This is a genomic window from Pantoea eucalypti (assembly GCF_009646115.1).
GTDB classification, from domain to species: domain Bacteria; phylum Pseudomonadota; class Gammaproteobacteria; order Enterobacterales; family Enterobacteriaceae; genus Pantoea; species Pantoea eucalypti.
In genome coordinates this window covers 768788-794868 of sequence record NZ_CP045720.1, presented here as the reverse complement: position 1 = coordinate 794868, position 26081 = coordinate 768788, and the positions used below count along the sequence as shown (strand labels likewise).

At 54.6% G+C, this 26081-nt stretch carries 26 protein-coding genes; 13 read left to right on the top strand and 13 right to left on the bottom strand.

Annotated elements, in window-relative coordinates; translation table 11 throughout:
• Positions 1-42: 42 nt before the first annotated feature.
• The 3 genes from pgk to tkt form a co-directional block, all read right to left on the bottom strand.
• A complete protein-coding gene (pgk, locus tag EE896_RS03775; protein ID WP_003853361.1) occupies positions 43-1206 on the bottom strand; it encodes a phosphoglycerate kinase in 1164 nt (387 codons plus the stop codon).
• Between the two features lie 51 nt (positions 1207-1257).
• Entirely contained in the window at positions 1258-2277 is a 1020-nt protein-coding gene (gene epd, locus EE896_RS03770) for an erythrose-4-phosphate dehydrogenase (protein ID WP_140916628.1), read from the bottom strand.
• Positions 2278-2591: 314 nt separating this feature from the next.
• Positions 2592-4586 carry a transketolase gene (tkt, locus tag EE896_RS03765; protein ID WP_140916627.1) on the bottom strand — a complete coding sequence of 665 codons (1995 nt, stop codon included), beginning with the start codon at positions 4584-4586 and terminating at the stop codon, positions 2592-2594.
• A gap of 271 nt (positions 4587-4857) precedes the next feature.
• Between tkt and loiP the strand changes: the two genes are divergently transcribed.
• The gene (loiP, locus tag EE896_RS03760) at positions 4858-5616 is read left to right on the top strand and encodes a metalloprotease LoiP (protein WP_003853364.1); all 759 of its coding nucleotides are present in this window, start codon (positions 4858-4860) and stop codon (positions 5614-5616) included.
• A 64-nt stretch (positions 5617-5680) separates the two neighbouring features.
• Here the strand turns inward: loiP and EE896_RS03755 are convergent, their stop codons facing one another.
• The 3 genes from EE896_RS03755 to speA all read right to left on the bottom strand — a co-directional run bounded on the left by EE896_RS03755 (position 5681) and on the right by speA (position 9351).
• A complete protein-coding gene (locus EE896_RS03755) occupies positions 5681-6091 on the bottom strand; it encodes a YidB family protein (RefSeq protein ID WP_008925681.1) in 411 nt (136 codons plus the stop codon).
• A 192-nt stretch (positions 6092-6283) separates the two neighbouring features.
• Positions 6284-7204 carry an agmatinase gene (gene speB / locus EE896_RS03750; protein ID WP_003853366.1) on the bottom strand — a complete coding sequence of 307 codons (921 nt, stop codon included), beginning with the start codon at positions 7202-7204 and terminating at the stop codon, positions 6284-6286.
• A 170-nt stretch (positions 7205-7374) separates the two neighbouring features.
• On the bottom strand, positions 7375-9351 hold the full coding sequence (speA, locus tag EE896_RS03745; RefSeq protein WP_003853367.1) for a biosynthetic arginine decarboxylase: 1977 nt from the start codon (positions 9349-9351) through the stop codon (positions 7375-7377).
• A gap of 840 nt (positions 9352-10191) precedes the next feature.
• Here speA and metK point away from each other — a divergent pair.
• Together metK and EE896_RS03735 are read left to right on the top strand one after the other, a co-directional pair.
• Positions 10192-11343 (top strand): methionine adenosyltransferase, encoded by a 1152-nt coding sequence (metK, locus tag EE896_RS03740; RefSeq protein ID WP_003853369.1) that lies wholly within the window; start codon positions 10192-10194, stop codon positions 11341-11343.
• Positions 11344-11877: 534 nt separating this feature from the next.
• On the top strand, positions 11878-13275 hold the full coding sequence (locus EE896_RS03735) for a sugar porter family MFS transporter (protein WP_078804938.1): 1398 nt from the start codon (positions 11878-11880) through the stop codon (positions 13273-13275).
• A gap of 80 nt (positions 13276-13355) precedes the next feature.
• On the opposite strand, the gene EE896_RS03730 is transcribed toward EE896_RS03735, so the two are convergent.
• Genes EE896_RS03730 through EE896_RS22345 form a run of 3 tightly spaced genes read right to left on the bottom strand, consistent with a single transcriptional unit; the run spans position 13356 to position 15967 of the window.
• Positions 13356-14579 carry an O-antigen ligase family protein gene (locus EE896_RS03730; RefSeq protein WP_003853373.1) on the bottom strand — a complete coding sequence of 408 codons (1224 nt, stop codon included), beginning with the start codon at positions 14577-14579 and terminating at the stop codon, positions 13356-13358.
• A gap of 25 nt (positions 14580-14604) precedes the next feature.
• A complete protein-coding gene (locus EE896_RS03725) occupies positions 14605-15753 on the bottom strand; it encodes a glycosyltransferase (RefSeq protein ID WP_008925683.1) in 1149 nt (382 codons plus the stop codon).
• A 55-nt stretch (positions 15754-15808) separates the two neighbouring features.
• Entirely contained in the window at positions 15809-15967 is a 159-nt protein-coding gene (locus EE896_RS22345; protein ID WP_167518469.1) for a hypothetical protein, read from the bottom strand.
• On the opposite strand from EE896_RS22345, the gene EE896_RS03720 reads away from it, so the two are divergent.
• From EE896_RS03720 to ruvX, 6 genes are all read left to right on the top strand, one after another.
• A complete protein-coding gene (locus EE896_RS03720) occupies positions 15966-16478 on the top strand; it encodes a SprT family zinc-dependent metalloprotease (RefSeq protein ID WP_078804940.1) in 513 nt (170 codons plus the stop codon). The two genes, EE896_RS22345 and EE896_RS03720, sit on opposite strands and share 2 nt — an antisense overlap.
• Before the next feature lie 75 nt (positions 16479-16553).
• Positions 16554-17258: a deoxyribonuclease I gene (gene endA / locus EE896_RS03715; RefSeq protein ID WP_008925684.1), complete on the top strand. Its 705-nt coding sequence runs from the start codon at positions 16554-16556 to the stop codon at positions 17256-17258.
• 70 nt (positions 17259-17328) lie between these two features.
• A complete protein-coding gene (gene rsmE, locus EE896_RS03710; protein ID WP_078804941.1) occupies positions 17329-18060 on the top strand; it encodes a 16S rRNA (uracil(1498)-N(3))-methyltransferase in 732 nt (243 codons plus the stop codon).
• Positions 18061-18147: 87 nt separating this feature from the next.
• Positions 18148-19092 carry a glutathione synthase gene (gshB, locus tag EE896_RS03705; protein WP_003853383.1) on the top strand — a complete coding sequence of 315 codons (945 nt, stop codon included), beginning with the start codon at positions 18148-18150 and terminating at the stop codon, positions 19090-19092.
• Positions 19093-19179: 87 nt separating this feature from the next.
• Positions 19180-19743 carry a YqgE/AlgH family protein gene (locus tag EE896_RS03700; RefSeq protein ID WP_033762926.1) on the top strand — a complete coding sequence of 188 codons (564 nt, stop codon included), beginning with the start codon at positions 19180-19182 and terminating at the stop codon, positions 19741-19743.
• The gene (gene ruvX, locus EE896_RS03695) at positions 19743-20162 is read left to right on the top strand and encodes a Holliday junction resolvase RuvX (RefSeq protein ID WP_003853387.1); all 420 of its coding nucleotides are present in this window, start codon (positions 19743-19745) and stop codon (positions 20160-20162) included. Before EE896_RS03700 ends, ruvX begins: the two co-directional genes overlap by 1 nt.
• Here ruvX and EE896_RS03690 read toward each other — a convergent pair.
• Positions 20156-21163, bottom strand: coding sequence for a type IV pilus twitching motility protein PilT (locus EE896_RS03690; RefSeq protein ID WP_003853390.1), 1008 nt, complete (start codon positions 21161-21163; stop codon positions 20156-20158). The two genes, ruvX and EE896_RS03690, sit on opposite strands and share 7 nt — an antisense overlap.
• A gap of 14 nt (positions 21164-21177) precedes the next feature.
• On the opposite strand from EE896_RS03690, the gene EE896_RS03685 reads away from it, so the two are divergent.
• The 4 genes from EE896_RS03685 to hemW are packed head-to-tail and all read left to right on the top strand — an operon-like array spanning position 21178 to position 24199.
• Entirely contained in the window at positions 21178-21885 is a 708-nt protein-coding gene (locus tag EE896_RS03685; protein WP_008925687.1) for a YggS family pyridoxal phosphate-dependent enzyme, read from the top strand.
• 12 nt (positions 21886-21897) lie between these two features.
• Positions 21898-22452, top strand: a complete 555-nt coding sequence (locus EE896_RS03680) for a YggT family protein (protein WP_003853395.1) — start codon at positions 21898-21900, stop codon at positions 22450-22452.
• 21 nt (positions 22453-22473) lie between these two features.
• Positions 22474-23067, top strand: a complete 594-nt coding sequence (locus EE896_RS03675) for an XTP/dITP diphosphatase (protein ID WP_003853397.1) — start codon at positions 22474-22476, stop codon at positions 23065-23067.
• A complete protein-coding gene (gene hemW, locus EE896_RS03670) occupies positions 23060-24199 on the top strand; it encodes a radical SAM family heme chaperone HemW (protein ID WP_003853400.1) in 1140 nt (379 codons plus the stop codon). The genes EE896_RS03675 and hemW overlap by 8 nt, the downstream gene beginning before the upstream one ends.
• A 50-nt stretch (positions 24200-24249) precedes the next feature.
• Here the strand turns inward: hemW and EE896_RS03665 are convergent, their stop codons facing one another.
• The 3 genes from EE896_RS03665 to trmB form a co-directional block, all read right to left on the bottom strand.
• Positions 24250-24966, bottom strand: coding sequence for a YggN family protein (locus tag EE896_RS03665; RefSeq protein WP_003853402.1), 717 nt, complete (start codon positions 24964-24966; stop codon positions 24250-24252).
• Between the two features lie 65 nt (positions 24967-25031).
• Entirely contained in the window at positions 25032-25358 is a 327-nt protein-coding gene (locus tag EE896_RS03660; RefSeq protein WP_003853403.1) for a YggL family protein, read from the bottom strand.
• Positions 25358-26077 carry a tRNA (guanosine(46)-N7)-methyltransferase TrmB gene (gene trmB, locus EE896_RS03655; RefSeq protein WP_003853405.1) on the bottom strand — a complete coding sequence of 240 codons (720 nt, stop codon included), beginning with the start codon at positions 26075-26077 and terminating at the stop codon, positions 25358-25360. The genes EE896_RS03660 and trmB overlap by 1 nt, the downstream gene beginning before the upstream one ends.
• Positions 26078-26081: the final 4 nt, after the last annotated feature.

The window sequence follows — 26081 nt, the reverse complement described above, 5'->3', positions numbered from 1 at the left end:
GCAAGACTTCAGACGATGCCGCGAGGCATCGCCCCCAAAGGATTACTGCTTCGCACGCTCTTCCAGCATGGCAACTGCTGGCAGTTTTTTGCCTTCCACGAACTCCAGGAACGCACCACCGCCGGTAGAGATGTAGGAAATTTTGTCTTCAATGCCGAACAGGTCGATAGCCGCTAAGGTATCGCCGCCGCCTGCAACAGAGAAGGCATCACTGTCTGCAATCGCGTTAGCCACGATCTCGGTGCCTTTACGGAAGTTAGGGAACTCAAACACGCCCACCGGGCCATTCCACAGGATGGTTTTAGCCTCTTTCAGTATGGCAGCCATGGCCTGAGCGGTTTCATCACCGAAGTCCATAATCTCTTCGTTATCTGCTACTTCCGAAACCTTTTTCACGGTCGCTGGCGCAGTTTCAGAGAATTCTGTGCCGACGCGAGAGTCAGTTGGAACCGGGATACCGTGCTGATCGCGCAGGCCTTTAGCCGCTTCAACGAAGTCGGGTTCATACAGTGACTTGCCGACATTGTTGTCGATAGCCACGAAGGTGTTCGCAATGCCGCCGCCGACAATCACGGTGTCCGCGATTTTGACCAGAGACTGCAGCACATCAAATTTGGTAGAGACTTTAGAACCACCAACAACAGCCACCAGCGGACGCTCAGGGTTGCTCATGACCTTACCCAGCGCTTCCAGTTCTGCAGAAAGCAGCGGACCGGCACAGGCGATAGGGGCAAATTTGCCAACGCCGTGGGTAGAAGCCTGCGCGCGGTGCGCAGTACCAAACGCGTCCATCACAAATACGTCGCACAGGGCGGCATATTTTTTAGACAGCGCTTCGTCATCTTTCTTTTCGCCTTTGTTAAAGCGAACGTTTTCCAGCACAACCAGTTCGCCAGCGCCCACTTCAACGCCATCGAGGTAATCTTTTGCCAGGGTCACAGTGGTGCCGCTCAGCTTCTCTTTCAGGTAGTTAACTACCGGCAGCAGCGAGAACTCTTCGTTGTATTCACCTTCGGTCGGACGACCCAGGTGAGAGGTAACCATTACTTTCGCGCCCTGTTTCAACGCCGCTTCAATGGTTGGCAGAGAAGCACGGATACGTGCATCAGACGTCACTTTACCTTCTTTAACTGGTACGTTCAGATCGGCACGGATCAGAACGCGTTTACCAGCCAGATCCAGATCGGTCATCTTAATTACAGACATGGTGAATCCTCTCGTTGATTCTCATAAGTTTTGCCAGACGCAAACCGCGTCTTACCTGAAACCGCTTGTGGCCATCGCTAACGTCGTGTCGAGCATTCGGTTAGCAAAGCCCCATTCATTGTCACACCAGACCAGTGTCTTGATAAGGTGTTGACCGCTGACCCGCGTTTGTGTTCCGTCCACAATGGCACTGTGCGGATCATGGTTAAAATCTACTGAGACTAACGGTAATTCCGTGTAGTCAACTATACCACGAAATGCCCCTTCTGCCGCGCTTCGCAACAAGGTGTTAACGTCACATGCCGTTACCGCGTTATGCACAGAAACACTGAGATCAATGGCCGTCACGTTAATCGTCGGGACGCGAACGGCTATCGCCTCAAAGCGATCGTTGAATTTCGGAAAAATACGGGTGATGCCTGCCGCCAGACGCGTATCCACTGGAATGATGGACTGACTGGCCGCGCGGGTCCGGCGCAGATCGCTGTGATAGGCGTCGATCACCTGCTGATCGTGCATCGCCGAGTGGATCGTCGTGACGGTGCCGGATTCGATACCAAACGCATCATCCAGCAGTTTAATGACCGGAATAATGCAGTTTGTGGTGCAGGACGCATTGGAGACGATGCGATCGCTGGCGGTGAGATCCTGCTGGTTAACACCGAACACGACAGTCGCGTCGAGATCGTTTCCGCCAGGATGAGAGAACAGCACTTTTTTGGCACCCGCCTGCAGATGGGCTTCGCCATCAGCCCGTGAGCCATAGACGCCGGTACAGTCCAGCACCACATCCACATCGAGTTCACGCCACGGCAAATCGGCTATGTCTGCACGGTGCAAAATGCGCAGGGTATCGCCACCCACCCACATAACATCGCGCTCCTGACGAACGTCGAAAGCAAAACGGCCATGGCTGGTATCGTATTTCAGCAGGTGCGCCATACCGGTGGCTTCAGCCAGCTCATTAATCGCGACCACGGTAATCTCTGCACGTCGGCCCGTTTCATAGAGCGCGCGCAGGACATTGCGTCCAATCCGGCCAAAACCATTTATCGCTATCCGTACCGTCATTTCTCTCCTGCCACGTCAGACTGAAAAAACGTGCCGTTAGCCTGAGCGCTTCACTGCATTTTGTACAGGAGATTCTTGCCCGGCATTGTCCGAAATCAGGGCGGCTGGCCCGACGACTGAAACGGTTCAGCCAGAATAATAGAAGGAAGGAATAACAGGAATGATTGCGATCAATCTGACTGCATAAATTTGGATCTGCGTCACAAATTTAAGCCAGAAAGTGTTATTACTGCAGGAATAAAAGAGCAAAAGGGACGAAAGGATCGCCCCTTTAATTTCACAACCAGGCGGGAGCAGACCCGCCTGGCCAGTTATTACGCCAGCAGCGCTTTCGCTTTCGCGACGACGTTGTCAACGGTAAAGCCAAACAGCTCGAACAGCTGATCTGCAGGTGCAGATTCACCGAAGCTGGTCATACCCACGATAGCGCCATTCAGGCCCGTGTATTTGAACCAGTAATCAGCGATGCCCGCTTCAATAGCAACGCGAGCGCTGACGGCTTTCGGCAGCACAGATTCACGGTATTCATCGCTCTGCTTGTCGAAAGCATCGGTTGACGGCATCGAGACCACGCGCACTTTGCGGCCTTCGCTGGTGAGTTTGTCCCAGGCACCGACAGCCAGTTCAACTTCTGAACCGGTTGCGATCAGGATCAGCTCAGGGGTGCCGTCGCAATCTTTCAGCACGTAACCACCGCGCGCCACGTTAGCCAGCTGTGCAGCATCACGTTCCTGCTGCGCCAGGTTCTGACGGGAGAAGATCAGTGCCGTTGGGCCATCCTGACGTTCGATAGCATATTTCCACGCCACCGCAGATTCTACCTGGTCACATGGACGCCACAGGCTCATGTTTGGTGTGGTGCGCAGGCTCGCCATCTGCTCAACCGGCTGATGCGTCGGGCCATCTTGACCCAGACCGATTGAGTCGTGAGTGTAGACCATGATCTGACGGATCTTCATCAGTGCCGCCATACGCGCTGCGTTACGCGCATACTCAACGAACATCAGGAAGGTAGCGGTGTATGGCAGGAAGCCGCCATGCAGTGCCAGACCATTAGCGATAGCGGTCATACCGAATTCACGCACGCCGTAATGGATGTAGTTACCCGCAGCATCTTCGTTGATTGGCTTAGAACCAGACCAGATAGTCAGGTTGCTCGGCGCCAGGTCAGCTGAGCCGCCCAGGTATTCCGGCAGAATTTTACCAAAGGCTTCGATAGCATTCTGTGACGCTTTACGGCTGGCGATCTTCGCCGGGTTCGCCTGCAGCTGTTCAACGAACTTCTGAGACTCTTCCTGCCAGTTAGCTGGCAGTTCGTTGCTCACGCGACGTTTAAATTCAGCAGCCAGCTCAGGATGGGCCTGCGCATACGCAGCGAATTTCTCATCCCATGCCGCTTCTTTCGCCTGGCCCGCTTCTTTTGCGTCCCACTCAGCGTAGATGTCTGAAGGAATAACGAACGGTGCGTGGTTCCAGCCCAGCTGTTTGCGGGTCAGTGCCACTTCGTCATCACCCAGCGGCGCGCCGTGTGAATCATGGGTGCCCGCTTTGTTCGGTGAACCGAAGCCGATAACGGTTTTGCACATCAGCAGTGAAGGCTTGTCGCTGACGCTCTTCGCTTCGTCGATCGCTTTAGCAATCGCATCTGCATCATGGCCGTCTACGCCGCGCACGACATGCCAGCCGTACGCTTCAAAGCGCTTAGCGGTGTCATCAGTGAACCAGCCATCAATGTGACCATCGATGGAAATACCGTTGTCATCATAGAAGGCAACCAGTTTGCCCAGCTTCAGCGTACCCGCCAGTGAGCAGACTTCGTGAGAAATACCTTCCATCATGCAACCATCACCCATGAAGACATAGGTGTTGTGGTCTACGATGTCATGACCCGGACGGTTAAACTGCGCGGCCAGTGTGCGTTCAGCAATGGCGAAGCCGACGGCGTTGGCGATACCCTGCCCCAGCGGACCGGTGGTGGTTTCAACGCCCACGGTGTAGCCATATTCAGGGTGACCTGGAGTTTTTGAGTGCAGCTGGCGGAAGTTTTCCAGTTCGCTCAGTGGCAGATCGTAGCCGGTCAGGTGCAGCAGGCTGTAGATCAGCATTGAGCCGTGACCGTTAGAGAGGACGAAACGGTCGCGGTCGGCCCACAGCGGGTTGGTCGGGTTGTGGTTCAGGTAGCCGCGCCAGAGTACTTCAGCGATGTCCGCCATGCCCATTGGGGCACCCGGATGTCCCGATTTCGCTTTCTGTACTGCATCCATACTTAACGCACGAATGGCGTTGGCAAGCTCTTTACGAGAGGGCATTTTCTACTCCAGGTCGGATTAATGCTTCGCACCTTAACTGATTGTTATTAATGAGTTACCGGGCAAAACAAGGAAAAAGTTGCCCATCAATGTACATGAAAGTCAGGTCAAAAGTACATGTTGTAAAACGCTAAATGTCACCGCTTCGTATGGCTTTTTCGGCCAGGTCTGCTAGCAAAGTGCAGACTGGCACGCTATAACCAAATCGTTTATTCATCTGAGTGAGTTTCAGGTGTTTGTTTTTCTTACCTTGTTATGGATGGGATACAGCATGAAAACCAAAAAAATGGTGTTAGCACTTGGCCTGACAGCGATGCTCAGCGGCTGTCAGGGTTTAGACAATAATGCACTGATGCAATCTGGCGCGCAGGCCTATCAGGCTTATAGCCTGAGCGACGATCAGGTAAAGCAACTGAGCGATAAATCCTGTGAGCAGATGGACAAGGATAATCAGCTGGCGCCCGCTAACAGTGAGTATCAGCAGCGCCTGAATAAGATTGCAGCCGCGCTGGGCGATAATATCAATGGCGTTCCGGCGAACTATAAGGTTTATCAGACCAAAGATGTCAACGCCTGGGCGATGGCAAACGGCTGTATCCGCGTTTACAGCGGCCTGATGGATATGATGACTGACAATGAGGTGGAAGGCGTGCTGGGCCATGAGATGGGCCACGTTGCATTGGGTCATACGCGTAAAGCGATGCAGCTGGCGTATGCCACAACCGCCGCCCGCACGGCAGCCGCATCAGTTGGCGGCGTGATCGGTTCACTGTCTCAGTCGCAACTGGGTGAGATGGGTGAAAAACTGGTTAACGCACAGTTCTCCCAGACTCAGGAATCGCAGGCAGATGATTACTCCTACGATCTGATGAAGAAGCGCAACATTAATCCGGAAGGTCTGGTGACCAGCTTTGAGAAACTGGCGAAGCTGGAACAGGGACGTCAGAGCTCGATGTTTGACTCGCACCCCGCTTCTGAAGCGCGTGCCGAGCACATCCGTGAACGTATTGCGGCAGACGCGAAGAAGTAATGCCTGATACAGGCGCATGCACACAGCATGCGCCTGCAGTACGGATCAGGTCAGAATCACTGGCCTAACGTTTGAATATCTGATCCACCATCGAACCTAAATCGAGTTTATTCTCGTGCAGCGACGCCTCATCCATATGCCCCTGAGGTGACATTTTGTCGATCAGCTGCGGCAGAATAACCGCCAGCGTGCCCGCGGCGCCCTTAACGTCGGTTCCCAGCTTATCCGCCAGTGACTGTAGCTCAGCCTGACCAAATGCAGAGTGGATATCGCTGTGTTCTACCGGCTGATTCGCCCCGGTGCCGATCCACGAACCAAACACCTCGCCCAGCCCGCCCTGCTGGAATTTTTGTAGCAGCACTTCAATACCGCCCTGCTCCTGCACCCAGTGCCAGACCGCCTGAAGTTGTCCGGGCAAATGCCCATCACTCTGCGCGCCCTGTAGCGATCCCGCCAGTTCATCAAGAAAGCCCATGATTGTCTCCACGTTGAGAATTGATATCAATGAGTTTAGCTGCTGATGCGCGGTTACGCCTGAGCAGCGGGCGTTGTGATAAAGGGAAACAATCCTGAGGAGGAAAAGCGGATGGCGGTCGTTACTGGCACTGTGCCGCATTAGCCGGCGGCGCAAAACCTGCCAGGTTAACCCGGCAGGCTCATGACAGGATTAACCTTTGTTTGCAGCCTGAACATGCAGCATATCCAGCGCCAGCGTCGCCGCCGCCAGTGCTGTCAGATCAGCATGATCGTATCCCGGTGCCACTTCCACCAGATCCATGCCGACAATGTTCATGCCCTGCAGGCCACGGATCAGCTTGGTCGCTTTATCCGTGGTCAGGCCGCCAATCACTGGCGTGCCGGTGCCAGGCGCATGCGCCGGATCCAGACAGTCGATGTCGAAGGTCAGATAGATCGGCAGATCACCAACGGTGCGTTTCACTTCCGCGAGGATATCGTCAACGCTGCGGTCGTTGACCTGCGCCGCATCCAGCACGTTGAAGCCAAGGCTCCTGTCGAATTCGGTGCGGATACCGATCTGCACAGAATGCTGTGGATCGATCAGACCTTCTTTCGGCGCGGTAAAGAACATAGTGCCGTGGTCGAAGGTCGGGCCGTTGGAGTAAGTGTCGGTATGCGCATCGAAATGCACCAGCGCCATCTTACCGAAGTGTTTTGCATGGGCGCGCAGCAGTGGCAGCGTAACGTAGTGATCGCCGCCAAAAGTCATCATGCGCTTGCCACTGGCCAGCAGTTTTTCCGCGTGAGCCTGCAACTTGTCGGAAAGATCCTGCGAATCACCGAAGGCGTAAACCAGATCGCCACAGTCGACCACGTTCAGACGCTGACGCAGGTCGAAATCCCACGGCCAGCGGCAGCCTTCCCAGGCCAGATTGGTGGAGATCTGACGAATCGCGCCCGGACCCAGGCGGCTGCCCGGACGGCCCGATGTTGCAGCATCAAATGGCACGCCAGTGATAACCCACTCGGCGTCGCTGTCGTAAGGCTGGAAATTCAGCGGAAAACGCATGAAACCAAAGGCGTTAGAAACCAGGGAGTTGTCATACTGATTGCCAAGGGTGTTATACATAATTGCTCTCTCTATGTGCGTTAGTCAGGCCAGGCCCGCAAGCCATTAAGGTTGAGATGAAAAAAATCCCCTCCGCGTCGTTAGGCCCGACGAGGAAGGGATTGAGTGGGTCAGATTATCGGCATAGTTAACGGCAACTGCAATATGCGATTGCAGGCTGCCAGCGCCGATTATTCATCTTCTAAATAGGTGTAACCGTAGAGGCCGCTCTCAAACTCTTCCAGGAACTGCGCGCGCAGCTCTTCGTCGACATCGGATGCCTGCACCTGATTACGGAACAGCGCCATCAGCTCGTTGGGATCAAGCTGCACGTAACGCAGCATGTCCGCCACGGTATCGCCTTCATCAGAGAGCTGGACTTCCACATCGCCATTTTCGCGTGCGTAGACATCTACCGCCTCGGTGTCACCGAACAGGTTGTGCATGTTGCCCAGAATTTCCTGATAAGCACCGACCATGAAGAAGCCCAGCATTGGCGGATTATCCACGTCATATTGCGGCATCGGCATGGTCGTCGCGATACCGTCGCCATCCACGTAGTGATCGATGGTGCCATCGGAGTCACAGGTGATGTCGAGCAGCACGGCGCGACGCTCCGGCTTCTTGTTCAGCCCTTCCAGCGGCAGTACCGGGAACAGCTGGTCGATACCCCACGCATCCGGCATGGACTGGAACAGCGAGAAGTTCACGTAGATCTTATCTGCCATGCGCTCCTGCAGTTCGTCGATGATCGGACGGTGCGCACGGTTGCTGGGATCAAGATGCTGCTGAATATAGTGGCAGATGCTCAGATAGAGCTGCTCAGCCCATGAACGCTGCTTCAGATCGTATGTACCGGAGGCGTAGCCGGTATGGATATCAGACAAATCCATCTGGCTGTCGTGCAGCCATTCACGCAGCGAACGACGGGTGCTTGGCTCATGCATCTCCTGCCAGGTTTCCCACATGCTGAGAATCGGGCGCGGCGCATCCGCATCCGGCGTTTCAGGTTCGCTGAACTCGTTACGCTCGACACCAATGATATTGGAGACCAGTACCGTGTGGTGCGCGGTCACAGCACGACCCGACTCGGTAATGACGGTCGGATGCTCGAGACCGTGCTCATCACAGGCCGCACCAATCGCCCAGATCACGTTGTTGGCATACTCATTCAGGCCATAGTTGACCGAGCAGTCAGACTGCGAGCGCGTGCCTTCGTAATCGACGCCCAGACCGCCACCGACATCGAAACATTTGATGTTAACGCCCAGCTTCGCCAGTTCGACGTAGAAACGCGCCGACTCACGCACGCCGGTGGCGATGTCGCGAATGTTGGACATCTGCGAACCCAGATGGAAATGCAGCAGCTGCAGGCTGTCGATGCGACCCGCTTCGCGCATGATCTCAACCAGTTTCAGCACCTGCGTGGCGGACAGACCAAACTTCGATTTTTCGCCGCCGCTCGACTGCCATTTACCGGAGCCTTGCGAAGCCAGACGCGCACGGATGCCAAGACGCGGCACGACATTCAGACGCTCCGCTTCTTCCAGCACCAGCCGCACTTCCGTCATCTTCTCCAGCACCAGATAGACTTTGTGGCCCATCTTCTCGCCAATCAGTGCCAGACGAATATATTCGCGATCTTTGTAGCCGTTACAGACGATCACTGAGCGGGTCTGACCGGCATGCGCCAGCACGGCCATCAGCTCGGCTTTCGAGCCTGCTTCCAGTCCCAGCGGTTCGCCAGAGTGAATCAGCGACTCAATAACGCGTTTGTGCTGGTTAACTTTGATCGGGTAAACCAGGAAGTAGTCGCCTTTGTAGCCGTAAGATTCGCGCGCACGTTTAAACGCGGCGTTAATCGAGCGCAGACGGTGTTGCAGAATCTGTGGGAAGCAGAACAAGGCGGGGAGACGCTGGCCCTGTGCTTCGCGCTCTTTAACCAGGCGGGCTAAGTCGACGCGCACATCCGGACGATCCGGATCGGGGCAGACACTGATGTGGCCCAGTTCGTTAACGTCATAATAGTTGTTGCCCCACCAGGCGATGTTGTACGTACGCAACATTTTGCTCGCATCCTGATCGTTCATTGCCACCTCCTGCATGGAGCGGAGTGCACCCTGTTCGCCAGCTGACGAACCTTTGATATTCTTCATGTCGTCAGACATCGCGAACCTCAATTTTCCGTTGAAAGATAGAACTGCTAACCGGCTTTATGGCCGCTAATCTGAAAACCTGTTGCCACATTAAAGACAATGTCCTGTTCACCTGACGTTGCCGTCAGCGCGATTCACGCATGAGAGTTAAGTGTAAAACACCCTGGCCATCTCCGTTTAAACAGAGAACATTTAGTTATGTATTGACCATGGATAACCTGCGTCGTTCCGCTACGCGGGCGCAGAGAAGAGACCAAACCAGCAGAACAGAGATAAAGATTAGCCGGCGCCTGTGTCGGTAAAATTACCGCATCGGACATAGTGTCGGCAGGACAAAGAAACAGATGGGAGGCAGGAGAGAGCCAGTGCAGCGCCGCAGCGCAAGGAACCGGAAGAAGAAAAAGCGTGGTTCATTACTTGTATCACCTCCGCACATGCCAGGGGCACATGGAAAACAACCTGGGTGAAAGCCAGACCAGAGTCTGACAGGCGCGACGCAAACAGTGGCGTCATCCTTGCTGCTGCTATCGAAGCAGCGGCGTTTTATACAGTTTACAGCGCTAAAATGCAAAAAGATTATCCGGGAATTGCGTGCAGTGTCAGCAAATTATGCCGATAACGGTTACAGGTTAAGCGCTTAAACAGAAAAAGGGCTGGTAATTGGTTTATCCTCTATCCTAAAATAGCCGTCCAGATGGTTTTCCATCTAAACAGGTTACTATCCAGGCGGTGTCAGCCTGCTGTGCTGATACTACCTCACTGCTCGCGGCTTTGCCTGAAGGGGCGTCAGGTCAGACAACCTCACTGGCGCTATGCAGTCGTACTCAAACCATATTTAAGGTAAAGAACAGAATGGCTAAACACCTTTTTACGTCCGAGTCCGTATCAGAAGGACATCCCGATAAAATCGCCGACCAGATCTCCGATGCTGTGCTGGATGCGATCCTCGAACAGGATCCTAAAGCGCGCGTGGCCTGCGAAACTTACGTTAAAACCGGAATGGTTCTGGTTGGCGGTGAAATCACCACCAGCGCCTGGGTCGATATTGAAGAGATCACCCGTCAGACCGTACGTGACATCGGCTATGTTCATTCCGATATGGGCTTTGATGCCAACTCCTGCGCGGTATTAAGCGCCATTGGCAAACAGTCTCAGGATATTAATCAGGGCGTTGACCGCACCGATCCGCTGGAACAGGGCGCGGGTGATCAGGGTCTGATGTTCGGCTATGCCACCAACGAAACTGACGTGCTGATGCCTGCGCCGGTGACCTACGCGCACCGTCTGGTTCAGCGTCAGGCTGAAGTACGTAAAAACGGGACCCTGCCGTGGCTGCGTCCGGATGCCAAAAGCCAGGTCACTTTCCAGTATGACGATGGCAAAATCGTTGGCATTGATGCAGTCGTTCTGTCTACCCAGCACGCTGAATCCATCAGTCAGAAAGATCTGCAGGAAGCGGTGATGGAAGAGATCATCAAACCGGTTCTGCCAACAGAATGGCTGAGTGCCTCGACCAAATATCACATTAACCCAACCGGTCGCTTTGTGATTGGTGGTCCGATGGGCGATTGCGGTCTGACCGGCCGTAAAATCATCGTCGACACCTATGGCGGTATGGCACGTCACGGTGGCGGTGCGTTCTCTGGTAAAGATCCTTCTAAAGTTGACCGCTCTGCCGCCTATGCAGCGCGTTACGTGGCAAAAAACATCGTGGCGGCGGGTCTGGCTGACCGTTGTGAAATTCAGGTCTCCTACGCTATTGGCGTGGCTGAACCGACCTCTATCATGGTGGAAACCTTCGGCACCGAGAAAATCTCAACTGAACAGTTGACGCTGCTGGTACGCGAGTTCTTCGACCTGCGTCCATACGGTCTGATTCAGATGCTGGACCTGCTGCACCCAATCTATAAAGAGACCGCAGCTTACGGTCACTTTGGTCGCGAACATTTCCCATGGGAAAAAACCGACAAAGCTGCCCTGCTGCGTGAAGCAGCTGGCCTGTAAGGTTAGCGGCTGCTGATAAAAACCCTGCCCCGGTGGCGGGGTTTTTTATCGCCCGATCAGCCCCATTGCTCACCTGAGAATGTCTGCCTCCGCCCGGCACCGGAATACGATAACCCTGCTGTTTATTCCAGACATCTGAAGACGAAAAAAACGAACCTGAATGACATCCTCTTTACTCTGCAGCAAATTTTCAGTTCTCAGCTACACTTCCTTTCGCTTTTTCTGACGACAAAATGTTAACGATTACAAATCGAAATGCTTTGTATATCTGACATTTAAGAATTAACGCACGTAGTTATTATGCTGAAAATGCGTTATTTTCAGCGTCGTCTGATAGCCACTAAATAGAGCATTGTCAGAAACTTAATGAGTGCTATACCTCACTGGTTAATTAATCTTTCCGGGAAAAATATGCTGAATTTCAGGGTTTCAGCGTGTGTAAGCGATTACACTGATGTGATCAGGCTCACTTTTTTCCCGCAAATGGTTTTTTAACATTGATAAAAACAATGATGGATAAACCTGGAGGCTACAATGCCTGGCAATACACACAAAAGCAGAACTTCAAATAAGGCGATGACCTTATTTGTCTGCTTTCTGGCGGCCCTTGCGGGACTGCTGTTCGGTCTGGATATCGGCGTTATCGCCGGTGCTCTGCCGTTTATCGCAAAGGACTTTAACGTCACCCCTCATCAGCAGGAGTGGATCGTCAGTTCCATGATGTTTGGTGCGGCGGTCGGTGCTATCGGCAGCGGCTGGATGTCATCCCGCCTGGGCCGTAAGAAAAGCCTGATGGCCGGTGCGATTCTTTTCGTGATCGGTTCACTCTGGTCAGCAATGTCGCCAAACCCGGAAATGCTGATCAGCGCCCGCGTTCTGCTGGGTCTGGCTGTCGGTATCGCCTCTTATACCGCCCCGCTTTATCTTTCTGAGATCGCACCGGAAAAAATTCGCGGCAGTATGATTTCGCTTTACCAGCTGATGATTACTATCGGTATTCTGGGTGCTTACCTGACCGATACCGCATTCAGCTTTACCGGCAACTGGCGCTGGATGCTGGGTATCATCACGATTCCGGCACTGCTGCTGCTGGTCGGTGTTTTCTTCCTGCCAAACAGCCCGCGCTGGCTGGCGGCGCGAGGCAACTTCCGCGATGCACAACGTGTACTGGATCGTCTGCGTGACACCAGCGAGCAGGCAAAACGTGAGCTGGAAGAGATTCGTGAGAGCCTGAAGGTCAAGCAGTCTGGCTGGGGTCTGTTCACCAGCAGCAGCCACTTCCGTCGCGCGGTCTATCTCGGCATCCTGTTGCAGGTGATGCAGCAGTTTACCGGCATGAACGTCATCATGTACTACGCGCCAAAAATCTTCGAAATCGCAGGCTTCACTAACACCACCCAGCAGATGTGGGGCACGGTGATTGTGGGTCTGGTCAACGTTCTGGCCACCTTTATTGCTATTGGTCTGGTGGATCGCTGGGGTCGTAAACCTACGCTGATTCTGGGCTTTATGGTGATGGCAGCCGGTATGGGCGTGCTGGGTACAATGCTGCACTTCGGTATTCACTCTGCAGGCGCACAGTACTTTGCGATCGGTATGCTGCTGATGTTTATCGTTGGCTTTGCCATGTCAGCCGGTCCGTTGATCTGGGTACTCTGTTCCGAAATTCAGCCGCTGAAAGGCCGCGACTTCGGTATCACTGTCTCTACGACCACCAACTGGATCGCAAACATGATCGTGGGTGCAACCTTCCTGACCATGCTGAATACGCTGGGCAATGCGAACACCTTCTGGGTCTACGCGGCGCTTAACCTGTTCTTCATTCTGCTGACGCTGATGCTGATTCCTGAGACCAAAAACGTCTCGCTGGAGCACATTGAACGTAATCTGATGGCAGGTAAGAAACTGCGCGACATCGGTTCTCGCGACTAACGTTACGTCGTAAAAATCGCGGTAATAAAAAGGCGGGGTTTCCAGAGAAACCCCGCCTTTTTTATAGGTTCAGACAGAGACTATGCAGCGGTGACCGGCAGCGGCCGCCGTATACAGCAGAGCGCCAGAGCCATAATAAAAATGGTGGCGGTCTGATTATAAGGCAGTACCGAATCGGTCAGTCCGCAGATAAACAATCCCAGCATCGGCAGCGCAACACCGCGCAGATCGCACTTCTTCAGCACGCCTGCCAGCACGGTCAGATAGAGCAGCGCCAGCGACAGCGCACCCAGCCAGCCCTGCAGTGTCGTCACTTCCAGAAACTCGTTGTGCATGTTGTATTTAACGTTGGTATAGCCCTCAGTATTGTGAGGATAGTGCGCCGTGATGAACTGTCGGGCCTCGGTGGTGCGCGCATCCGGCGTCGCAAAACCGCCATGATGCTCAATAAAATTCATCGCCCCGCCCCAGATAGCCACACGTGCGCCCAGGGAGGTTGAGCTGTTTGAGCCATAGTTCTCGATATCCTGCACACCCTCCACCCAGCGGTTACTGGTCATCAGGATCAGCACCGCCAGCACGCCCACCAGCAAAGCACTAATCCGCCAGTTGGTCAGCAACGACAGCCGATAAGTCTGCACCAGGAACAGCAATCCTGCGGCAATCAGCGCAATCAGAGTCACCCGGGTGCCACATAGGTAGAGCAAGGCAAAGGTCACCGCCAGCGCAACGACATCAGCCACCTTCCAGTACGAGTGCGTCTCAAAGCGGCTCAGCCATAGCCAGGCACAGTAGATAAAAAGAATCATGTAGGAGGACATCGAGGCCGCTTCGGTGGTGAGTTTGATGCGGATATTTTCGGTATAAAGATGCTCGTGAATACCAAAGCCCAGCGTAATCAACAGTCCCACCAGAATTAACACTTTTCCGATGCGCAGCGTGGTAGCAGAGACCCGATGACCATAAATCGCCAGACTGAGCAGCACAAAGGCGCCCAGTAACAGTCGCTTCGCCCCCAGCAGATAGTTGCCGATATTGGTGATGGCATCTTTTGAGGGCGCGGTTTCGATCCCTTTAGCGTGTATCGCCCAGAAGAGACGGATCAGGGCAAAAATAATCAGTACAGCAAACAGGGCGATATAAAAACCGTTCTCTTTAAAGTCCTCTCGCCTGCGCACCAGGCCATACAACACGGAGGCAACGGAGAGATAAGAGACCAGATAGAATATTTTTTGCGGCAGGCCGGTAACAAACATATTCAGTGACAGCGCCAGACAGAGCGCAATAACTGAAAAATTAACCATTAACGTTAATCCATCGCGACTGGTTCTATTCGTCATGCTTAACCTCAGTTAGGCGGTTAAACACACTCATCAGGTGCTTCATATAATTTTCCTCATAAAAACCGGTAATGCTCGCTTTAATAACCTGATGATCAGGAAAGTGAAAATCCCCGCTCATGGTGTTGAGAATAGCGGCCAGTGCCATGCTGTCATTAGTGGGATAGAGCTGACCATTGAGACCATTCTGAATAATTTCTGACGGGCCGCTGATGCAGTCGGAGGAGACGCAGTAGACGCCACGCGATATCGCCTCCAGCAGAATCAGCGGGAAGCCTTCGAAGTTAGAGGTCATCACGAGGCAGGTGACCTGTTTAATATGGCGGCTGACATACGCCCAGGCGTTCTCCTGCCAGCCATGCCAGGTAATGCGATCCTGAATCCCGAGTTCCGCCACGTAGTGCTGACAGCGCGTCAGATCTTCGCCGTCCCCCACGATCTCCAGCGTCCAGGGCGTATCGAGTTTCTGCAAGGCATCAAACAGGTCTTTGAGCTGTTTCTGTCGCTGAAAATGGACGCGACCAATATAGAGAAACTTCAGCGCCTGCGGTCTGCCGATAACCTCATCATTGCGCCTGATGGGGTTATAGATGACATCAACGTCAGAGGCATGGGCACCTAACTCAACCAGTTGCGCTTTGATCTCATGACTGATAGCAAAATGGTGATCGGCCCGCAGCAGATAATGTGGGCGATATCGTTCGCGCGGTGGCAGGTGCATCCAGCTCGAAAGCACGATTTTGCGGCCTGAAAGCGTAATAGCCCGACGCGTCATCAGACAGGGAATGGTGTTGAGGGTCAGAACATGATCGGGTTGATAGCGACGAAAGAAAGCAGCCATTCTCAGCGTGTGAATAAGATTTTTAATTTTCTTATTCCGCAGCGTGCAGACGCTCTCTGCCAGTACGGCATTGGCGGTCCAGGCGCGGGAGTGGCTCTCCTCTCCGCTGTTAATAATAAACAGCCCCGCTTCCGTTCCGGCTTCCGCATTCAGGGCGGTGATCAACTGACAGGTCACATTTTCCATACCACCGCGACCGGCCATCAAATCCGTCACCAGCACAATCCGTTGTTTCCTGACGTTATCATTATTTTTCATTGCTTTATCCATGCTCTGTGCCGTTCGCTTTTCATCCATTCACTCGCCAGTGAATGTCTGCAATAGAATATTCTAAAAAAGGCCATAACTATATTTAATCCAGCAATTTCAGCCGATGGGCTTCGCCATTCCCCACCATCGACAGGACGGCGTATTGCTTATCCGGAGACAGCTGGCGAAGTATAGACTCTGCGCCGCCCTGTTTGCGGCTAACGTTGAGTTCCTGCGCGGCGGCGATTATTCTGAGCACCATGAAAACACCTCGTCTCCCCATTGCCCTGCAGCAGGCCGTTATGCGCTCACTGCGTCAGTCGCTTGAGCGCGCAAATCAGGTACTGAAAACCGCTTATCCGGAACCGAAACTGCTCTATCAGCAACGCGGAACGGCGGCGGGCACCGCATGGCTGACTGCCTGGGAAATCCGCATCAATCCGGTGCTGCTGCTGGAAAATCAGCAGGCATTTATCGATGAAGTGGTGCCGCACGAGCTGGCGCATCTGCTGGTCTGGAAGCAGTTTGGTCGCGTCGCACCGCACGGCAAAGAGTGGAAGTGGATGATGGAGAATGTGCTGGGCGTTCCGGCACGACGCACCCATCAGTTTGAGATCGCCTCCGTGCGCAGCAACACTTTCGCTTACCGCTGTCAGTGTCAGCAACATCAGCTGACGGTGCGCCGCCACAATCGGGTGCTGCGCAAAGAGAGTGAATATCGCTGTGTGCACTGTGGCAGCCTGCTGGTCGCAGGCGAGTTTATCGCCTCCTGAGAACACTCCCCATTCCGCCCTATTCCACATTCTGTTAACCTGCCGCCCTTTTTCGTATTAGGTAGAAGCTGGAATATGTCTCGCATTTTAAGTCTGGCGGTTGCACTGCTGTTTGTCCCCGCCGCTGACGCCCTCAACCTGAATAACTATCATCAGAATAACTTTCAGCAGGCCAAAACCTTTGCGGCGGCGATCAATGCCGATGCGCCAGGTTCGTTTTATTGCGGCTGTAAAATTCAGTGGCAGGGAAAAAAAGGCACGCCCGATCTCAGCAGCTGTGGTTACCAGGTGCGCAAAAATGCGAACCGCGCTGCACGTATTGAGTGGGAACATGTGATGCCGGCATGGGAATTCGGTCATCAGCGCCAGTGCTGGCAGGAGGGAGGCCGCAAAAACTGCAGTAAAGATCCTGACTATCGCCGCATTGAAACTGACCTGCACAATCTGGAACCTGCGGTGGGTGAAGTGAATGGCGACCGTGGCAACTTCGCCTACAGTCAATGGAACGGCAGCGAGAAGCAGTACGGCCAGTGTGAGATGAAGATCGATTTTAAACTCAAACAGGCAGAGCCACCCGCTCGTGCGCGTGGCGCCATTGCCCGCACCTATTTCTACATGCGCGACCAGTATCATCTGCGCATTTCGCGCCAGCAGACGCAGCTGTTTACCGCCTGGGACAGGCTCTATCCCGTCACCCAATGGGAGTGCGAACGCGACCAGCGCATTGCAAAGGTTCAGGGCAATCACAATCCTTATGTGCAGCAGGCTTGCCAGCGCTAAAATCCCTGCCCTACACTAGCTCTTTTTCCCATGACGCCGCTGCAGCGCGGCGTCCGGTCTCAGGAATCTTATGCGCATACCTCGCATCTATCACGCCGAACCCCTGGACATCGGCAGTGAAATTACCCTGGATGAAGATGCATCCAATCATGTAGGCCGCGTGCTCCGGATGACGGCAGGTCAGCGTCTGGAACTCTTTGATGGCACTAATCTGACTTTTGCAGCAGAGATCACGCATGTTGATAAAAAGCGTGTAAAAGTATCCGTCACAGAGAGCCAGCCGGACGATCGCGAGTCGCCTTTACATCTGCATTTAGGTCAGGTGATGTCGCGCGGTGAAAAAATGGAATTCACTATCCAGAAATCGATCGAACTGGGCGTGAATATCATTACACCCTTGTTTTCCGAGCGCTGTGGCGTAAAGCTTGATGCTGAGCGTCTGGCGAAAAAAATCCAGCAGTGGCAGAAAATTGCGATTGCCGCCTGCGAGCAGTGCGGACGTAATCGCGTGCCGGAGATTCGTGAAGCGATGACACTGGAAGCCTGGTGTGCGGAAGCTGACAGCGGTTTAAAGCTCAACCTGCATCCCCGCGCCAGTCACAGCATCAACACGCTGCCACAGCCTGTTGAGCGGGTACGACTGCTGATTGGTCCTGAAGGCGGTTTGTCTGCGGACGAAATTGCGATGACGGCGCAGCACGATTTTACTGACATTTTGCTTGGCCCACGGGTATTACGCACCGAAACTACCGCGCTGACGGCCATTACGGCACTTCAGGTGAGGTTTGGCGACCTGGGTTAAGCGATACTTTCAGCGGTCCTGACTCATCGGCCCACTGCAGACCGAACCAGACGAGGCGGTCAATGCCGCCTCACCGAGGAGATAATAATGATTAAACTTGGCATCGTGATGGACCCTATTTCGTCCATCAATATTAAAAAAGACTCCAGCTTCGCCATGCTGCTGGAAGCACAGCGCCGTGGTTACGAAATTCACTACATGGAGATGCACGATCTCTCCATGCGTGGTGGCGTGGCGTCTGCCCGCACCCGCCTGCTGACCGTTGAGCAGAACCCTGAGAACTGGTTCCAGTTCGGCAGCGAGCAGGTGATCCCGCTGGCTGATCTGAACGTGGTGCTGATGCGTAAAGATCCGCCATTCGATACCGAGTTCATCTATGCGACCTACATTCTGGAGCGTGCTGAAGAGCTGGGTACGCTGATCGTGAATAAGCCGCAGAGCCTGCGCGACTGTAACGAAAAGCTCTACACCGCCTGGTTCGCCGAGTTTACGCCGGACACCCTGGTCACCCGCAGCAAAGCGCAGCTGCGTGATTTCTGGCAGGAGCATGGTGATATCATCATGAAGCCGCTGGATGGTATGGGCGGTGCGTCTATTTTCCGCGTGAAGAAAGACGATCCTAACTTTGGCGTGATTACCGAAACCCTGACCGAGCATGAGAGTCGTTTCTGCATGGCGCAGAACTACATTGCGGCAATCAAAGAGGGTGACAAACGCGTGCTGGTGGTGGATGGCGAGCCGGTGCCTTACTGCCTGGCACGTATTCCGCAGGGCGGTGAAACGCGTGGCAACCTCGCGGCTGGTGGGCGTGGTGAAGCACGTGCGTTAAGCGAAAGCGACTGGGAAATTGCACGTCGTGTTGGCCCGACGCTGAAAGCAAAAGGACTGATTTTTGTCGGTCTGGACATCATCGGTGATAAACTGACAGAAGTTAACGTGACCAGCCCAACCTGCATACGTGAAATTGAGGCTGCGTTCCCGATCTCCATCACCGGCATGTTGATGGATGCCATTGAGAAACGCCTGGGCTGAGCAAAACGCCGGGGCGAGGCTCCGTGATCAACCCAATACCGGTGCGGTCGTCGCGTGCCGGTTATTTTTTTGGTACATCGTGTGACAATGAATTTACAACATCACTTTTTGATTGCCATGCCTTCATTGCAGGATCCTTTCTTCAAACGTTCCGTAGTCTATGTCTGTGAACATAACGAAGAGGGTGCAATGGGACTGATCATTAATAAACCCATGGAAAACCTGACGGTTGAAGGCATTCTGAAGAAGCTGAAAATCTCTGCTGAAGATCGCGATCCGTCGATCAAGCTGGATAAACCGGTGTTTACCGGCGGGCCGCTGGCAGAAGATCGTGGCTTTATCCTGCACTCAGCCCAACGCACGTTTACCTCCAGCATTCGTGTGTCCGATAACACGATCATCACCACGTCCCGTGACGTGCTGGAGTCCATCGGCACGGCGTCTCAGCCCACCAATGTGCTGGTCGCGCTGGGTTACTGTGCCTGGGAAAAAGATCAGCTGGAGAATGAGCTGATGGAAAATGCCTGGCTGACGACGCCAGCTAACAGCAACATCCTGTTCCAGACGCCGATTTCAGAGCGCTGGCGCGAAGCGGCGCGCAGTATTGGCGTCGATATTCACAACATGGCCAGCGACGCCGGACACGCCTGATGTCAACTCAAACTCTGTTAGGTTTCGATTTCGGCACCAAAAGTATTGGTGTCGCCGTAGGGCAGCAACTCACTGGCAGCGCCCGACCGCTGACCGCCCTGAAAGCGCAGGATGGCATTCCGGACTGGCTGGTGATCGAAAAGCTGCTGAAAGAGTGGCAGCCCGATTTCGTGGTCGTCGGCTTACCGCTCAATATGGATGGCACTGAGCAGCCGTTAACTGACCGCGCGCGTAAATTTGCTAACCGTCTGCACGGTCGCTTTGGCATTCGTGTAGAGCTTCAGGATGAACGACTCAGCACGGTAGAAGCGCGTGCTGGCCTGTTTGAACGTGGTGGTTATCGCGCGCTCAATAAAGGGTCGGTTGATTCACAGTCTGCTGCCATCATTTTGCAGGACTGGTTCGAAAACCATTACTGACCTTCCGGCTTAATCAGCCCGTCAGCCTGACGCGCCAGCCTGCTCTGCTCAAACGTCTGCATACCGGCCTGTGCGCCGGTCTGTAGCATTGCCGGGATCTGGTGCATCTTGCCTTCCCTGATCAGATTCGTGATGCCAGGCGTGGCAATCAGTAGCTCAAACAGTCCAATGCGCGACCCGGCAGCAGACGGCACCAGTTTCTGTGCAATCACCGCTTTCAGGCTGCCTGCCAGTTGAGTGCGCACCAGATGCTTCTCCTCCGCCGGGAAGACATCCACCAGCCGATCTACCGCCTGTGCTGCGCCACGTGTGTGCAGCGTTGCCAGCACCAGATGGCCGGTCTCTGCCGCCGTTAGCGCCTGTCTGATTGTGTCGCTGTCGCGCAGTTCGCCCAGCAGAATGACGTCAGGATCTTCACGCAGTGCCGCCTTTATCCCCTGGGCGAACGAACTGCAGTGCAGGCCGATTTCGCGCTGCTGAATCAGCGACTGCTGGCTGTGGTGAATAAATTCAATCGGGTCTTCCAGCGTAATGATATGGCGCGCCTGCTGGCCGTTCAGCGCATCGACCAGCGCCGCCAGCGTGGTAGATTTACCGCTGCCCGTGGCACCGGTCACCAGAATCAGCCCATCCTGCTGCGTCAGTAACGTCGGCACAATAGCAGGCAGTTGCAGGCTCTCCAGCGTCGGGCACACAGAGGCAATAATGCGCAGCGCCAGTGACAGGCCGTTACGCTGCTTAAACAGGTTTGCGCGCAGACGCTGGCCGCAGGCCAGGCTCAGGGCGAAATCGAGCTGCCCTGTGCTCGCCAGTTCCTGACACTGCGGGTCACTGAGCCAGCGGGCCATAAACTGCGCCATCCAGTCAGCAGAGAGCACGGCCTGCTGTGGAATCGCCTCCAGCCGTCCCTGCCGTCGCCAGTAGGGCAAATGTCCGCTGCAAAGGTGCAGATCGACGGCATTATGCTTTACACTAAGCTCCACCATTTCATCCAGATTCATAATTTCTCCTGACTATGACCTCAATCCAGCAGAACCTACAGCAAGTGCGGCAGCGAATCGCCGCCGCTGCCGCGCAGTGCGGCCGCGCACCAGAAGAAATTACCCTACTTGCAGTCAGTAAAACCAAACCTGCGAGCGCGGTCGAAGAAGCCTTTGCCGCAGGCCAGATTGGCTTTGGTGAAAATTACGTTCAGGAAGGGGTTGAAAAGGTCCAGGCACTGGCCGCACATCCTGAGCTGGAGTGGCACTTCATCGGCCCGCTGCAGTCCAACAAAAGCCGTCTGGTGGCAGAAAATTTCGCCTGGTGTCACACCATTGACCGCCAGCGTATTGCGCAGCGGCTCAGCGATCAGCGGCCCGCCTCGCTGCCACCGCTGAATGTGTTAATTCAGGTAAATATCAGTGACGAGAACAGCAAATCTGGCATCATGCTGGAGGCCGTTTCCGGGCTGGCGGAGCAGATTGCTGCGCTGCCGCAACTGCGGCTGCGGGGATTGATGGCGATTCCGGCTGCGGAGAGCGATTATCAGCGTCAGCTGGCAGTGTGTCAGCAGATGGCGGAAGCCTTCCGGCAGTTGCAACAGCAGTATTCGGATATTGATACGCTTTCACTGGGAATGAGCGATGACATGGAGGCGGCAATCGCCGCAGGCAGTACGATGGTGCGTATCGGCACCGCCATTTTTGGCGCACGAGATTATGCGCACAACTCACAACAATAATAGAGGAACTTCATGTTAACACTGACGTTTTTAGTAAAAACGCTGATCGATCTCTACGTCATGGTGCTGCTGTTACGCATCTGGATGCAGTGGTCCCGCTGCGATTTTTACAATCCAGTGGCACAGTTTGTCGTTAAAGTGACACAGCCGGTTGTTAAGCCACTGCGCCGCATACTGCCGGCTCTGGGGCCGATTGATACTGCTTCACTGCTGCTGGCCTTTGTGCTGACCACGCTGAAATACCCGATTTTATTGCTAATCCAGGTGGGTGTGTTCTCGGTCGATCCGACTAATCTGCTGGTCGGCCTGCTGTCGCTGGTTAAATCCGCCGGCTATCTGGTCTTCTGGGTCATCATCGTACGCTCTCTGATGAGCTGGATTAGCCAGGGTCGGGGTCCTGTCGATTATCTGCTGGTGCAGTTAACCGAGCCGATGATGGCACCGATTCGCCGTATTCTGCCTGCGATGGGCGGCATCGATTTCTCAGCGATGATCGTCATCCTGGTGCTGTATGCCCTGAACTTTCTCGGCATGGACCTGTTCCCGGGTCTCTGGTATCTGCTGTAAATGAATCAAACTGGAACTGTTATGCAAAAAGTTGTCCTCGCAACCGGCAATCCCGGCAAAGTGCGTGAGCTGGCGGAGTTACTCTCCGCCTTTGGTCTGGATATCGTCGCGCAGACTGACCTTGGGGTTGAATCGGCGGATGAGACCGGCCTGACCTTTATTGAGAACGCGATTCTCAAGGCGCGTCACGCGGCACAGATCACCGGATTACCGGCCATTGCCGATGACTCCGGCCTGGCCGTGGATGCGCTGGGCGGCGCGCCTGGCATCTACTCTGCGCGCTACGCCGGTGAAGAGGCCAGCGATCAGCAGAACCTGGAGAAGCTGCTGCAGGCGCTGGAAAATGTGCCTGACGGTCAGCGCCAGGCGCAGTTTCACTGCGTGCTGGTCTATCTGCGTCATGCGGAAGACCCGACCCCGCTGGTGTTCCACGGCAGCTGGCAGGGTGAGATTACCCGCTCCGCCTCTGGCACCGGTGGCTTTGGTTACGACCCGATTTTCTTTGTCCCGGCGCTGGGTAAAACAGCGGCCGAGCTGAGTAAAGCGGAAAAAGGTGCAGCTTCTCACCGGGGTAAAGCATTGACGCTGTTGCTGGAAGCCATGCGTAATGCCTAATCTGCCGCCGTTAAGTCTCTATATCCACATTCCGTGGTGCGTACAGAAATGTCCCTACTGTGATTTTAACTCCCATGCGCTAAAAGATGAGGTGCCGCACGTTGAATACGTACAGCACCTGCTGCGCGATCTGGAGATCGACCTGCCGCTGATCGGTGACCGTGAAGTGCGCACGATCTTCATCGGTGGCGGCACGCCCAGCCTGCTGAGCAGCAGCGCGATGCAGATGCTGATGGATGGTGTGCGGGCGCGTCTGACGCTCTCCCCTGATGCCGAAGTGACCATGGAAGCCAATCCGGGCACCGTGGAAGCGGACCGGTTCAGTGCCTATCAGCGCGCCGGTATTAACCGTATTTCGATTGGCGTGCAAAGTTTCAGCCCGCAAAAGCTGCAGCGTCTTGGCCGCATTCATGGCCCGGAAGAGGCCGTCCGCGCCGCTGAACTGGCGGAGTCTCTGTCGCTGCGCAGCTTTAACCTCGACCTGATGCATGGCCTGCCCGATCAGTCGCTGGAAGAGGCGCTTGATGATTTACGTCAGGCGATTGCGCTGAATCCGCCGCATCTCTCCTGGTATCAGCTCACTATCGAACCCAACACCCTGTTTGGCTCACGCCCGCCGGTGCTGCCGGATGATGATGCGCTGTGGGATATTTTCGAACAGGGCGATCAGTTGCTGCAGGCGGCCGGTTATCAGCAGTATGAGACCTCCGCCTACGCGAAGCCGGGTTATCGCTGTGAACACAACCTCAACTACTGGCGCTTCGGCGACTATCTGGGAATTGGATGTGGCGCGCACGGCAAGCTGACGCAGCCAGATGGCCGCATTGTTCGCACGGTGAAAACCCGTCATCCGCGTGGGTTTATGCAGGGCAACTATCGCGAAAAGCAGTACGACGTTGCCGATAGCGACAAGCCGTTTGAATATTTTATGAACCGCTTTCGCCTGCTGGAGGCCGCGCCGCGTGACGAATTCTGCCGCTACACCGGCTTGTCAGAGCAGGTGATTCGTCCACAGATGGATGCCGCGATTGCCGCCGGTTACGTGATAGAAACCGCTGAGCAGTGGCAGATTACGGAGAAAGGAAAACTCTTCCTGAACTCGCTGCTGGAGCTGTTTTTAGCGGAAGAATAGGCGAGGAAGGGTTAAAAAAAACGCCTCAGCCCGGCAGGCTGAGGCGTTTTTTATTTTTTCAGTGCGCCCGTAAGCTGTTTACGCTGATCTTCCAGCGAAATAACGCGATTACACACCTCGTGGCCGAAGTTCTGGAAATCCTGCTCCTGTTTGCTCCACTCAGCCTGAATCGACTGCTGCAAACCGCCAAGATTCCCCATAATCGCCTGCAGGGGATTACTTCCACCGCTGCCCTGCTTACTGCCCATCTCATTCAGACTATCCTGCATCACGCCGCCCAGCGTCGACTGCACCAGCCTTTCACCTTCGGCGCGCACCTGATCAATCGCCTGATGGTGGAACGTCAGCCCGTCTTCACGGTGTTCAATAATGCGATTCATCTGCTGTTTCAGCTGGCCATTCAGTGTGGTCAGGCGATTGCGCACGTTGCTGTCGGTGCCCAGTTTCTCAACGATGACCCGATCCAGTGCCGCCCGCCCTTTCTCCAGACGTGACGTCGCCCCGCTGTCGATCCACGGCAGATCGCGACGCAGCGCGTTCTGATAGTCGATCGCTTTCTGGCGCTCAGCATTATCCAGCGTGACCTTCTGTCCATTGAACTGCACGTCGCCCTGCGGCGAGATTTCCATATTGCCGTTGGCACCGACCACCTGCACACTCTGTGGTCTGATGACCACATCGTCCTGAGGCTTAACGCTGCATTCATAGGCTGCCTGAGCCTGAGTTGCTGCTACCAGCAGCACAGCAAGAAGCGTTTTACGCATCATATCTACTCCCTAAGATCGGGTCTGAAACCCTTTGATCGGGCCTCAGCCCGACACGGTGTGACGACTTAGTCCCACCAGACGTCAAAGAGTTCAGTCATCTGCACGTCCTGCAGCTTGCGGTCTTCAAGCCATTTGCGAACCAGCGCACGATGTTCATCAGTACATTTGCCGGTTTTCTGCAGGCAAACCAGACCTTCCCACACCAGGTAACCGCTGCCATCGAAAGCCAGACCGTTAGGATCGATCGCTTCGTTGATGAACTGGTTCAGCGTCTCATCAATTTCGCTTTCGCTGGTGCCTTCCGGGAAACGCCAGGCAACCGAGAAGCCCAGTTCCTGAAACTCATCGATGTGCAGTTTTTTACGTAAACGGCGGCTGCGTTGTGTGGCCATTATTTCACCCTCTCAAACATTAAATCCCATACGCCGTGGCCTAAACGCTGCCCGCGCTGCTCAAACTTGGTCAGTGGACGCGTCTCAGGACGCGGCACGTAATTGTGTTGTTCTGACTGGTTGCGGTAGCCAGAAATGCTGTTCATCACTTCCAGCATATGTTCCGCGTAGGCTTCCCAGTCGGTCGCCATGTGGAAAACGCCGCCCAGCTTCAGTTTACGCATCACCAGCTCGGCGAAAGGCACCTGAACGATACGGCGTTTATTGTGGCGCGCTTTATGCCATGGATCGGGGAAGAAAAGCTGAACCATACGCAGTGAGTTATCCGGAATCATCTTCTCCAGCACTTCCACCGCGTCATGACACATTACCCGCAGGTTCTGCACATCGGCTTCTTTCGCGGAAGCCAGACAGGCACCTACGCCTGGCGCATGCACTTCAATACCCAGGAAGTTCTGATGCGGCGTGTTCTGCGCCATAGTGACCAGCGAGGCACCCATGCCAAAGCCAATCTCCAGCGTCACCGGGGCTTCGCGGCCAAACAACGCGGGCAGATCGACAGGCTCCGGCTGATATTCCACCCCCATGATCGGCCACAGGGTGTCCAGCGCCTGCTGCTGGCCTTTTGTTAAGCGACCCTGGCGGCGCACAAAGCTACGGATCCGGCGCAATGGCCGCCCGTTCTCATCAAATTCTGGGGTGATGACGTCATTAATCATGTAA